The organism is Nostoc sp., assembly GCF_035638895.1.
GTDB lineage: Bacteria > Cyanobacteriota > Cyanobacteriia > Cyanobacteriales > Nostocaceae > Nostoc.
In genome coordinates, this window is the sequence record NZ_DASQZC010000394.1 from 1 (window position 1) to 12,199 (window position 12,199).

Annotated in this window: 13 protein-coding genes and 1 pseudogene; 3 read left to right on the forward strand and 11 right to left on the reverse strand. The window is 41.1% G+C overall.

Features of this window, described 5'->3' with window-relative positions; translation table 11 throughout:
• The coding region (locus VE944_RS19380) for a tetratricopeptide repeat protein (protein WP_324980456.1) at positions 1 to 1,591 on the reverse strand (1,591 nt) is incomplete at its 3' end.
• A gap of 182 nt (positions 1,592 to 1,773) precedes the next feature.
• Here VE944_RS19380 and VE944_RS19385 point away from each other — a divergent pair.
• Positions 1,774 to 2,226, forward strand: coding sequence for an endonuclease domain-containing protein (locus VE944_RS19385; protein WP_324980458.1), 453 nt, complete (start codon positions 1,774 to 1,776; stop codon positions 2,224 to 2,226).
• 144 nt (positions 2,227 to 2,370) lie between these two features.
• On the opposite strand, the gene VE944_RS19390 is transcribed toward VE944_RS19385, so the two are convergent.
• The 5 genes and pseudogenes from VE944_RS19390 to VE944_RS19410 all read right to left on the reverse strand — a co-directional run bounded on the left by VE944_RS19390 (position 2,371) and on the right by VE944_RS19410 (position 6,352).
• Positions 2,371 to 2,757, reverse strand: a complete 387-nt coding sequence (locus VE944_RS19390) for a WD40 repeat domain-containing protein (protein WP_324980462.1) — start codon at positions 2,755 to 2,757, stop codon at positions 2,371 to 2,373.
• Positions 2,735 to 3,064 (reverse strand): hypothetical protein, encoded by a 330-nt coding sequence (locus VE944_RS19395; protein WP_324980465.1) that lies wholly within the window; start codon positions 3,062 to 3,064, stop codon positions 2,735 to 2,737. The genes VE944_RS19390 and VE944_RS19395 overlap by 23 nt, the downstream gene beginning before the upstream one ends.
• Positions 3,065 to 3,154: 90 nt before the next feature.
• A pseudogene (locus tag VE944_RS19400) lies at positions 3,155 to 3,415 on the reverse strand (DUF4058 family protein); the annotation flags it as partial.
• A 70-nt stretch (positions 3,416 to 3,485) separates the two neighbouring features.
• Complete coding sequence (locus tag VE944_RS19405; protein WP_324980468.1) at positions 3,486 to 4,994, reverse strand: UbiD family decarboxylase; 1,509 nt, start codon at positions 4,992 to 4,994, stop codon at positions 3,486 to 3,488.
• A gap of 635 nt (positions 4,995 to 5,629) precedes the next feature.
• A complete protein-coding gene (locus tag VE944_RS19410; protein ID WP_324980471.1) occupies positions 5,630 to 6,352 on the reverse strand; it encodes a carbonic anhydrase in 723 nt (240 codons plus the stop codon).
• 302 nt (positions 6,353 to 6,654) lie between these two features.
• Between VE944_RS19410 and VE944_RS19415 the strand changes: the two genes are divergently transcribed.
• Positions 6,655 to 6,843 (forward strand): hypothetical protein, encoded by a 189-nt coding sequence (locus VE944_RS19415; RefSeq protein WP_324980474.1) that lies wholly within the window; start codon positions 6,655 to 6,657, stop codon positions 6,841 to 6,843.
• Positions 6,836 to 7,204, forward strand: coding sequence for an ATP synthase subunit B family protein (locus tag VE944_RS19420; protein WP_324980477.1), 369 nt, complete (start codon positions 6,836 to 6,838; stop codon positions 7,202 to 7,204). Before VE944_RS19415 ends, VE944_RS19420 begins: the two co-directional genes overlap by 8 nt.
• 673 nt (positions 7,205 to 7,877) lie before the next feature.
• On the opposite strand, the gene VE944_RS19425 is transcribed toward VE944_RS19420, so the two are convergent.
• The 5 genes from VE944_RS19425 to VE944_RS19445 all read right to left on the reverse strand — a co-directional run bounded on the left by VE944_RS19425 (position 7,878) and on the right by VE944_RS19445 (position 12,117).
• On the reverse strand, positions 7,878 to 8,606 hold the full coding sequence (locus tag VE944_RS19425; RefSeq protein WP_229554046.1) for an ABC transporter ATP-binding protein: 729 nt from the start codon (positions 8,604 to 8,606) through the stop codon (positions 7,878 to 7,880).
• A gap of 84 nt (positions 8,607 to 8,690) precedes the next feature.
• Entirely contained in the window at positions 8,691 to 8,915 is a 225-nt protein-coding gene (locus VE944_RS19430) for an indolepyruvate ferredoxin oxidoreductase subunit alpha (RefSeq protein ID WP_012407913.1), read from the reverse strand.
• Between the two features lie 156 nt (positions 8,916 to 9,071).
• A complete protein-coding gene (locus tag VE944_RS19435) occupies positions 9,072 to 10,283 on the reverse strand; it encodes an ATP phosphoribosyltransferase regulatory subunit (RefSeq protein WP_324980487.1) in 1,212 nt (403 codons plus the stop codon).
• Positions 10,283 to 11,230 carry a J domain-containing protein gene (locus tag VE944_RS19440; protein WP_324980490.1) on the reverse strand — a complete coding sequence of 316 codons (948 nt, stop codon included), beginning with the start codon at positions 11,228 to 11,230 and terminating at the stop codon, positions 10,283 to 10,285. The genes VE944_RS19435 and VE944_RS19440 overlap by 1 nt, the downstream gene beginning before the upstream one ends.
• Before the next feature lie 74 nt (positions 11,231 to 11,304).
• Positions 11,305 to 12,117, reverse strand: a complete 813-nt coding sequence (locus tag VE944_RS19445) for an inositol monophosphatase family protein (protein WP_324980493.1) — start codon at positions 12,115 to 12,117, stop codon at positions 11,305 to 11,307.
• Between the last annotated feature and the right edge of the window lie 82 nt (positions 12,118 to 12,199).

Below are 12,199 nucleotides of genomic sequence, written 5' to 3' on the forward strand. Positions count from 1 at the left end.
CTTCTATTTCTAAATCTAATATTATTTCTCGTGTATCTTTGAGCGATTCTAGCTTACCTTCTTGACGATAGATGTCTGCCGCTTTTTGAAAATCTTCAATTGCTCCCTGTTTATCTTCTATTTCTAAACGGATATTGCCACGGTTGTAATAAGCATCTGCATAATTTGTATTAATCTGGATTGCTTGAGTATAATCTTCAATCGCTCCTTCAAAGTCTCCTAAATCTGAACGAGCATTACCACGGTTGTAATAAGCATCTGCATAATTAGGGTTAATTTGTATCGCCTGAGTATAATCTTCAATCGCTCCTTCAAAATCTCCTAAATCTGAACGAGCATTACCACGTTTTTTATAAGCTATGGCATCTTTAGGATTAATTTTAATTGCTTGGGGGAATCCTGGTTGAGAGCCTATTAAATAACGAGCAATTCCACGGTTTTTATAAGCATCTGCATAATGGGGATTAATTTTAATAGCCTGTGTATAATCCTCAATCGCTCCTTGGTTATCTCCTACATGAGAACGAGCTTCAGCCCGGTTTTTATAAACTACGGCAACATTAGGATTAATTCTGATAGCCTGAGTATAATCATTAATTGCTTCTTCTAACCGCCCTAGTTGAGACAGAGCTAAACCTCGTTTATTGTAAGATTTAGCATCATGAAGATTCATCTGAATTGCCTGAGAATAATCTGTGATCGCAGCTTCATAATCTCCTATTTGATAGTGAGCTAAACCTCGTTTATAATATAAATCTGTATCACTAGATTTTACTTGTAAGGCTTGATTATAGTTAGTGATCGCATTTGAATACTCTCCTTTCTGAAAACATTCATCACCTAATCTTACATAAAGTATATTTAAATTTTCATTATTATATTCTGGTTTAAAATAAGAGTTACTCAACTGATTAATAGTTGGCTTAGATACGATTTCCTGCTTCGGGAGATATTTATAAATTGGTGTTTGTTGCCTAGAAGAATTTATAGAAGATTGTAACTGTTCTAGATAACACCATAAACCACCACCATACAGTAATTGTTCAATCCCAAATGATATTTTACCAGTCTTCAACTTAATCATCCGCGTTGGAAGAAAGCCAGCCAAAAAAAGGTGATACTCAGATTGGGCTTCACTTACATCTTCTTGAATCAAAATGCAAACTACAACTGCATTTTTTTCAACCTCTTCAGAACTAATTGACCATCTAACTCTATCAATACTACCGTGACGAGATTTAACCTCGATACCAATAGATGGGTCAGAAGTCAATGTAAAATCTATATTGCCATCGCCGCCGAATCGCTTTTCATAATCGACTTCCGTAATAAAATCAGCTAAACGTTCTTTGACAACTTCCTCACCCAACTTCCCTTTGAGATAGCTAAGAAAAACATCACGGACTGGCAAAACACGCTTATATTTCTCAGCCATCAACCAGCAAAATTCTCGTAATGCCCTTAGCCTTTCTCCAGAGATTACAGTTAATTCACTATATTGACCTTCTGTTTCACAATGAAGCAGAGAACCAGATGCTAACCTTTTAATAAAATCAGACTGTAGCGATCGCAGTAGTGTAATCCAGTCCATTTATGTTTCTGCGAATCTTTTGATGAGATTATTCTATTAAAATATCCATTCGGCGTAAAGCTTTAAATCAGCTTTTTAGGCGTAGCCATGTCTGATTATGCCAGAGTTTTGAAGAGTTGGGAGAGTGCGATCGCTGGGAATAATACATGAAATATTAATTACGCTAACCACCAAAATCGCAAATGACCCAAAATCAAAACCCCAACCCTCTCACCGACTCCAGTCCCCCCTCCTCGCTTGCGGGGAGGGGGTTAGGGGGTGGGGTTCCGGGATACCCTTGGCAAACCCCATACGAACTTTGGAAAAAACTTAAGCCATTGGCCCGACAGATGCGGTGTGAACCAACTCCAGCAGAAAAACTACTTTGGGAGAAGTTGAGACACAAGCAACTTTTGGGTTTCAAGTTTCGCCGTCAGCAAACAATTGACCGTTTTATTGTGGATTTTTACTGTAATGAAGCGCGGGTAGTGGTGGAAGTGGATGGTGAAATTCACGACTACACCCAACAGGAAGATGCGATACGTCAAGAATTTTTGGAGAGTTTGGGGTTGCAGGTTTTGCGATTTAGAAATGAGGATGTTCTGGAGAGGATGGAAGGGGTGTTGCAGGATATTTGTGCTTGGTTGCAGAGATAGAACCCCACCCCCAACCCCCTCCCCGCAAGCGAGGAGGGGGCTAATTATGTGGGTTTTGGGAGTGTATGCGATCGCAATAGTGTAATCCAGTCCATTTATATTTCTGCAAATCTTTTGATGAGATTATTCTATTAAAATATCCATTCAAGGCATCTCCCACACTTTAACTGTTTTATCATAACCACCACTAACAATATTTTTACCATCTGGACTAAAAGCTACTGACTCTACATAAGATTCATGTCCAAAAAGAGTGATAATTGGTAGTCCAGTTTGCACATCCCATACTTTAATGGTTTTGTCATCACTACCACTCACAAGGTTTAGTCCATCAGGGCTAAAAGCCAAGGATGTCACTGCATTAGAGTGACCTTTAAAAGTACGTATCTGCCTATTATTTTGCCAATCCCAAAGTATGATGTTATTGTCTTCACTACCACTAGCCAAAGTCTGACCATTTGGGTTAAAAGCTATAGCACGAACACACCTTTGATGTCCTTCTAGGGTATTAATTTCTTTGCCAGTTTGCACTTGCAATAGTCGGCGCTAATGTTGCCCTTAAAATAGAAATATCTGGGATAAAAGAACTCCCTGTGGCAATAAAATTTCTAGCTTTTTCCAAAACTGCAAGTGTCTTATCTACTTGCAAGGATGATAGATATTTATTTATGGGAACTGCTTCAGCCACTCCATACCTTGTTATTGGTAAAATAATCTCTGTCATACTCAAAATCGAGGCGAGTAAAATACAAAGTACAAGTTTAGAGAGGTGCTGCAATATATTAGAAGATTTTATAAATACAGCCTGTTCTGCTTTTTGTAGTCTAGTCAAGTTCATCTTTTTAGGAATTCAGTCTTACCTTACAAGGAATCTCCGGTTAGTATTCCCAGTTAAGTTACAGAAATCTCAAATCCCTATTAAGTTGTTCTACAGTAACCCCTTCTCCCGCAAAACTGCATCTGCCCAAGCTGCATCTGCTTGTGACAACGCTGGTACTGGTTGTTGACTATAATCTACTACCAAATCATAGCCGTAGATATCATATACCTCATTTAACAATGTCTGCAAATCTATAACTGGTTGCGTATCTCCAGAACGCAAAGGCAGGGGAAAAGGTGGAATTATATCTGGTAAATTAAAAGCATATAAGTCAGCATAAGGACGGCGATCGCCATGACAAACTAAAATTATATTTGACTGATAAAAATCAGTTAAGCTGATAGCCAACATAGATTTTTACCAGTTTTTATCTAATACATTACCTCATATCGTAGCCAAACAAATTCGGGTCTACTTCTCCTAACTGCAACTCTGCCAAACCATATTCCGCCCATCGTCTTTCTACCATCGCCGCCACATCTGGATCAGATTCCAAAGGCGAACCCCATTCATGGTCTGTTTCCGGCGGAATCTTTGTAGTCGCATCAATTCCCATCCGTCCACCTAAGCCTATCTTCTCACTGGCAAAATCCAAGGTATCAAAAGGTGTATTCGGCAGAATAAACACATCCCGCACTGGGTCAACTTTAGAACTAATCGCCCACACAACTTGACGCGGATCACGAATATTTATATCTTTATCCACAACAATTACAAATTTTGTGTATGTAAATTGTGGTAAAGCACTCCAAAACGCTAAGGCTGCTCGTCGCGCTTGTCCCGGATATGCTTTATCAATGGAAATAATCGCCGCTTTGTAACTTAAAGCTTCCATTGGTAGGAAGAAATCGACAATTTCTGATACTTGCTGCCGCAGAATAGGTGTATAGATGCGATTAAGTGCGATCGCCATCATCGCTTCTTCTTTAGGTGGACGACCGCTAAATGTTGTTAAGTAAATCGGATTTTTCCGGTGCGTCATACACTCAAAGCGTACCAAGGGTGAATCTTCCACGCCGCCGTAATAACCCATGTGGTCGCCAAAAGGCCCATCTGATAAAACTTCTCCTGGTGTAATCGTTCCTTCCAAGACAAATTCGGAATCTGCGGGAACTTCTAAATCGACAGTTTTACACTTTGCCAACTGCACACCAGAACCGCCGTAAAGTCCAGCAAACAGCCATTCTGATAAATCTACCGGTATAGGTGTAGCTGCTGCCATGATAATTAGAGGATCTACACCAAGTGCGATCGCAACTTCTAATTTCTTCCCACGTTCGGCCGCTTTTCGCAAATGCCTTGCCCCACCCCGCACCGATAACCAGTGAACCGTCATCGTGTTCTTGGATTGTAGTTGCAAGCGATACACACCTACATTTGGAGTACCCGTCTCACAATCTCTGGTAATTACTAGTCCCAGCGTGATAATCTTGCCAGCATCACCAATATAAGGACGTATCAAGGGCAACTTGTTTAAATCTAAATCATTACCTTGAACTACAACTTGCTGACAAGCAGGGAAAAAGTCACGTCCTGGTTTCGCTTTCACCACATCAAACAGCACTTTTCCAAAATCTATCGCTTGGGAAATCTTCTTCGGCGGTTTTGGCTGTTGCAGCATACTTAGTTTTTTACCCAGAGTTTCCAACTCCTCTGGATGCTGCATATTCATCGCCCAGCAAATCCTTTCCACAGTTCCCATCAAATTCACCGCCACCGGGAAGGAAGCGCCTTTGACATTTTCAAACAACAATCCTGGCCCACCTTTTTGCAGCATTCTGTTGGAAATCTCAGCAATTTCTAAATCTGGGTCAACTAAAGCTGAAATTCGCCGTAATTGTCCCTTATCTTCCAAAATTTTAATGAATCCCCGCAAGTCTCTTGCCATTGTTCTAATAAAGCTGATTATTTAAGAAGTGTGAAGCGCTTTCTTATATTATGGGGCATTAGGCGTTGGAAAGAGGCAGAAGAGCAGGCTTGCCGTGAGCGCAGCCGAACGGGAGCAGAGGAGAAACGAGGTAATTTTTTATTCTCCCCCTTGTTGCTTTCTGCCCCCCTGGTCACTCATCTCCCCATTTTGGGAATTGTTGGTTTTAATTAGAAATTAACCTATTTAGTAACTTTTCTTAACTGTGTTTTTCAAAGTATTTAGTTATTGTATCTAGGGATATGCAATTATTTTTTATAAATAAGCGCTAACCTAATCAAACATGGCCAAAATATACTATACCTTCCTGGCGGGCGGCCTTGTTATATGGCCCCTGCCGGATTTATTTGTTAAAAGCTGCGACTGTGCCTTGTTTCTAGGTTTTTCTTAATTTTTGTGAGTTTGCCTTAGCGTAGACCAACCCAGGCATCGTTGCCCCTGCGAATATACATGTAACAGGTATTTCGTTAAATAGTATAAGAAATATTTTTTTAAGTTGAGCAATAAATTTGATTAATTTTCAAGACTATCAATAACTAATAATATTTTGCAACATAATTAACCTAAAAATACTACGCCAAGATTTTATGAGATTTTCAAGTAATAATGTTGACTTTACCAGTGTCAATATCGTAACAAGCGCCAACAATTTTTAGTTTCCCTTCATCGATCAATTTAGCTAAAATTGTTGAGCTTTCCTGCAATTTTTCAGCTTGATATTGAATATTGGCTATAACTGCATTCTGTATACTATCACCTGTTCTTAACTTTACCCTTTCTACAGATGGTTTGATACCCTCAATAATCAAACCAATTCTGCCAGGAAGTGGTTCGTTTTTGATTGCTTCTGCTACTGCACCGCATCTTTTATGACCCAAAATCACAATTAACTGCGACCCTAAAACTGCTGTAGAATATTCCAGACTACCTATAACCGTGTCACTGACGACATTACCAGCAACTCGCACAACAAATAAATCTCCAAGCCCTTGATCGAAGACGATTTCCGCAGGGACTCTGGAATCTGCACACCCTAATATAGCGGCAAAGGGATACTGAGCTTTAGCAACTAATCGCAAATGTTCTAGTGATTGATCCGGATATTTACGTTTTTGTTGGATAAATCGTTGATTACCATCCAATAAACGTCTGATAGCTTCATTAGCATTAACTGGATTGGGGTTGTCTTGATGAATATCAGTAATAGCAGTTTGCTCTGTATTCCAAAAACTATCACCAAAAACAGTAGTTGCAATACCTACTAAACTGGCAAATTTTAAGAAATCACGTCGCCCGACAAATCCATTAATTCGACTCATCAATCTACCAGAAAACAAAGCTGTTCTCAGGAAGATATCAGACTTAAGCAAGATGCAATAGTACCCTTTTACACGATTTAAGAGTCATTTAATATTCAGATAGCATCGTAATTTAGCTTTTATAAGTATGTAGGTAAGCATAACTAAACATACAAAAAAATCCTAGTTCGTAGTGAGCGATTCATCGCTCATAGCAAGTTTTATTGGGACTAAAGTATTTACTACAAACCTTTAATTATTCACCCCTATGTATATATTTTCTGTGTTACTTGGGAATACTTAACACAGTGTTGGCTATATTTATGACTTTTTTAAACAAAATCAACTGGAATTTTCTACGTAAAAATTCTCAAAATAGCTCTGGGATAGATCCATCTGCCCCTATCCAACAATCTACAACACCATTAACCCCCAAAAACCTAGCTAAATTAGAGCATGAAATGGAGCGTAGAGAGGCAGGCTCTCAAAAAATCCTCTCAGCAAGTGCATAGCAAAGCCAAGCGGCTTAAAGAAATTCCTTCAAAAGACGTGGCTGGTTATACCGAGGCACAGAAATTATTAGCAATTTATGAGGCTAATTTAGGTCAAGTTAAGGTAAGGCGGCAAGCTGAGTCAGATGCTGTGGAAGCTTTGGAGGCAGCGCAACGAGAAATTGAAAGCTTGTTAGCTTCAATTCCTACTGATGTTCATGATGTGCAGCACAATCGGGTATTGAGCCAATTGCAGAGTATTATTAATCAGTTAGAAAAAGTGCCAATGGCTGTAGGAGCGTACAGCTATACGCTCCTACTTATATATCAGATATTTCGTGAAATGATATTAGACCATTTGTACTATGTGTTTTCTGTTTGATTTCTAGCCAGTTGTGGTGAAGCGGTGACTGCTCGTGCTTGTTAAGTGCATCTAACCCTGAAAGGGTAGTTTACACGGGCGTCAACAACTGGCCATTGGGTGGGATTTTTGAGACGGGAATCGATCCCTTGTAGAATTTTCTCAATTTCCCAGTAACCCTGTTGATATCTCAATTAAAACTGCAACAGAAAAATTTTGGATGCCAAATTGCCAAAAGTACTCAATCAATTTTGATTGGGTAAACATAGGCGTTTTTATACCATGAGAAAACGCCCCAGGTTTCCTCTGGAGCGGCTTTGCAGGGTTTGTTGCGACTCAGCAGTATATTAAAAACTGATGCAGAACTTTATATATAGGAAGTTCGATAAGCCTTGCTGTTGAATTGGGGTTCTGCCCCATCCAGTTAATTTGCATTTTAATCATTTTTTCCTGAATGAATGTCCTGTTTTACCTTTTTACTCCCTGTAGATGTGATTAGAAACGCAAGGATTATTGGGGAGAATTCTTTGAGCATCGAAAACGACGGTCGCGGCAGTGGCAGGAATTGTTATAGCTTTTGTATTAGTTTATAGATAGCGTAGGCGCACCCCGCCTTAGACATCGCTATCGCCTGGTGAAGTTTCCTTATTAAAGTGGTCTTATATTGAATGGGGGCAAGAGGGAAAAATCCGGATTAATGTCTTTTACCTGCTCCCAGATATAGCTCACCCACTTTAGGATCATTCAACAGTTCTTGACCCGGGCCTGAAATAGCATCGCGTCCTGACTCCAGTACATAGCCGCGATTAGCCATCTCTAAAGCCTTACGGGCATTTTGTTCCACTAATACGATCGCAGTACCCGCCTGATTAATTTGTTTAATCTGCTCAAACACTTGTGTCACCAAAATCGGGGACAAAGCAGCAGATGGTTCATCCAAAATCAGCAAACTAGGTTCCAACATTAAAGCTTTACCCATCGCTAGCATCTGGCGTTCTCCCCCAGAGAGAGTACCAGCGCGTTGACGACGGCGATCGCTTAGTCTGGGGAACATAGCAAATATTTTATCTTTAATTGGTTTCAGAGGAACGTTAAGCACAAAAGCACCCATCTCCAAGTTCTCTTCAACACTAAGGGAGGGGAAAACATTGGCGATTTGCGGTACGTAGCACATTCCTCGCTGAACTATTTCATTGGACTTTAGCCCCACGAGATTTTCACCTTTGAAGGTAATTGTCCCTGTGTGCGGGATCAAAAGCCCAAAAATTGCTTTTGCTAAAGTAGATTTACCAGCGCCGTTGGGGCCAATCACAGTTACCAATTCGCCTGGTGCAACGCGGAAATTTACGCCTTGCAAGATATCTACATCTTTAATGTATCCAGCGTGGACATTTTGGACATCTAGTAAATAGTCATTTGTCATTTGTCATTTGTCATTTGTCATTTGTCATTGGTCATTGGTCAACAGTCAAGTTAAAAATAGCTATTGACTGTTGACTATGGACTATTAAGGAGTTTTTTGCAACTCTGGTCGTTCTTCTGCAAGAATTGCCCCTTCTACTGGGCAAACTTGGAGACATATACCACAATCGATGCAAGTGGCAAAGTCAATCCAGTACCAATCAGTTCCCTTGGCATTTTTGCCTGGGCCATCATGAATACAAGCTACTGGACAGGCATCTACGCAGTCAGCAACGCCTTCACAGACTTCTGTAACAATTGTGTGCGGCATGTTCTCGATTCCCTCTTTTCTGTATCGGCTATTTCTAGCCTAGCAGGGGAGTGGGGAGTGGGGAGTGGGGAGTGGGAGTAAGAATTTTAGATTTTAGATTTTGGATTTTGGATTAAATTTCAATCTAAAATCTAAAATTGAATTGCTCAATTCCCACTAACGCAATGGTTCAATTTTTGGGGAACCATCAGCTTTCATCCAAACAATTTGAGCAATGCCGCGATCGCTTGCATATTGGCGAATAGCGTCTGCATCCCTTCCCCCTAAATCAATTTCTACGCGCACCAAATCAGTAGAATCTCTGAGTTTTTGCGCGTAGGCAAAGGCAAAGGCGTTAGCGCTAGCCGTCTCTGGCACTACCAACCAGTCACTCGTTGGAGTTGCCTGTGGTAATTGCTGAGTAGACAACAGAACTTGGTATAAATCTTCGATACTTAGTCCAAAACCAATACCGGGAATGTTTTCTCCTTGGGGATGATATAGCCCCAAAAGCTGGTCGTAGCGACCACCTCGCCCTAAAACTCTAGCTTGAGATTCGGTATCGTTGACAACTTCAAAGACGATGCCAGTGTAGTAATCTATGGTCTGGATGAGACTGAGGTCGAGGATTAAGGGAAATTTTTTCTCTGATTCCAGTAATTCTACTAGGGATTTGAGATTATTTACTGCCTCTCGCTGTTCTTTGTCTAGATCCAAACTACTAACTTTTTGCAACACGTCTGCACTGGGGCCACGCAAATCTAGCATGGTTCGGGCGCGATCGCGTAGCTTATCACTTAGAGGTAAAGTATCTATAGTAATGCGGTCAAGATGAGCGATCGCACTGCGAACTTTATCCTGTAAATTAGCAGGAAAGGCACTCAGGAGCGATCGGGTAATTCCCGCTTCACCTAAAATTAAATGCCATTCTTGCAACCCTAGTGCTGCTAAACAATCTGCTACTAACAGTAGTACTTCCGCATTAGCCAACAATCCGCCAGCACCTAATAATTCCACCCCAGCTTGATAAAACTCTTGCTGGCGATTGTGTCTACTTTCCCAAGTGCGGCGAAACACATTAGCGTTGTAGTACAACCGTTGCGGATAAGTTGCATTTGCCATGCGAGTGACAACTGTGCGAGCAATGGATGCTGTTAATTCTGGACGTAGCCCTAATTCATCATCTTCGCCATTTTGTAGTTGAATCACCATCTGGCGCTGGATTGCTTCCCCCGCCATCAGGGTATCCATGCGTTCTAAAGTTGAGGTGATAATCCTGTGATATCCCCAACGGTGAAACACCTGCTGTAATCTATCTTCAATCCAGCGTTTTTTCTCCACATCCAAGGGCAATAAATCCCTGGCTCCTGCTGCTGGTTGATACACCATTATTTTTTCTTCCCACCAAACAAACCACCGAACAAACCACCACTACCAGATTTATCTGGTTGCTTATCTCCATTATTGGCGGATGAAGTCACCTTATGATCACTTGGTTGTTGTCCTAGAGCTCTATCTATTTTAGGTTTCCATTGCAAAGCCGTTTCGTCGTTGGGGTCTAATTTGAGAGCATTGTCGAAGTGGATTTTTGCCATTTTTAGCTGATTTTGCTTCAAATACACCATTGCAATTAAGCTATGGCAGTGACTATTTTTAGGTTCTAGCTTCAGGGCATCCTGCAACTCTACTTTGGCTTGGGGAAATTGGTTTTTATCAATCAAAGATTGAGCGCGACGAATATATTGTTCTACAATCGAGTCTTCTTTTGGTGGCGCTGGTGCTGCTGGTAGTGTATTTGACTGAGGCGTAACTGATTCAACTTTGGGTTGAGCAGGTGGCCGCGTCGCTGCGGATGGTTTGCTTGCACTCCGCATTAAATACACTAAATTCAACTCACTAACTTGGGCAATAACTTGCAGGGCTTGCTCTAAAGAATCATATTGGGTTTCGCCGATTTTAGCGATCGCACTTTTATAGAAATGCTCGAGATTAGGCGTCTGGGCTAACTGTTTAGCCAACTCGGTGGTGAGAGTCACTGAAGTAGATTCTTGTAAAAGGCGCTTGCCAATTTGCGACAAAATTAAAATATATTCCGTGCGAGTGCGATCGCCACACAGTTTTTCGTAAGCTGGGTTAACCAGCTTTGATAATAATTCGTTCCCTAGCTCTTTGTGACTAGCACTTTCAGTAAAACTACTATCCGGGTGTAAGCGACGGGCAACTTTGAGATAGCGTTTGCGAATCTCTTTGACATCCGCATCCACTGGAACGCATAAAACTGCGTGATGATCTATGAAATCATATTTAAATAGTCCACGATCTATTTTGAAAGACATATAGAGGTTTTGCACCAAAGCAGCAGTTAGATTCTTTTTAGTTTACCCAAAGTAAGGGGGAAAGCTCCCACCTGCTAAACCCATGCTGACAGTGGTGGAACTTGTAAAAGTTCGTTACTGAGAGTGTCGTGAATATAACCATTTGTAGCAAGAATTCTACCTGACTCGATTTTGACAGAAGTACCATCGTAGGCAGTGACTTTGCCCCCAGCCTCTTGTAACAAAATTATCCCGGCGGCAATATCCCAAGGAGAAAGCCCTCGTTCCCAGTAACCGTCGACACGTCCACAGGCAACATACGCTAAATCTAGCGATGCGGAACCACTACGTCTGACTCCTTGAGTAAGATGAGTCAGGTGACTAAATTCTGCGTAGTTGTTATCAGAGGTTTCGCGGCGATCGTAAGCAAATCCTGTCACTAGCAAGCTTTTATTAAGGTCCGATGTTACTGAAACCTTAATGGGGCGACGATTACGCGTTGCTCCTAAGCCAGCAGCAGCCCGAAATAGCTCATTATGGAAAGGGTCATAAATTACACCAAGTTGCGGAATGCCATTAATTAACAGTCCAATAGAAACAGCAAAAAATGGGTATTGATGAGCGTAGTTGGTTGTCCCATCTAGAGGATCTATTGCCCAAAGGTATTCATTCTCTTGATTACCTAATTTTCCTGATTCTTCAGCAAGGATAGAGTGATCGGGAAAGTGGCGGCGCAAAATTTCTAAAATCACCTCTTCTGAGGCTTTATCAGCAGCAGTAACTAAGTCACCAGGGCGACTTTTTTCAATAATTGCGTCTTCTAATTTACCTAAATAACCTTGCAAAACGACACCAGCAGCTAACGCAGCTTCAGTAGCAATATCTAGAAAAATTTGTAGATTAGTCATTAGTTATTAGTCATTTGTCATTGGTCATTAGTTATTCTCCCCCTGCCTCCCCTGCTCCCTCATCCCCCATTCCCCACTCCCC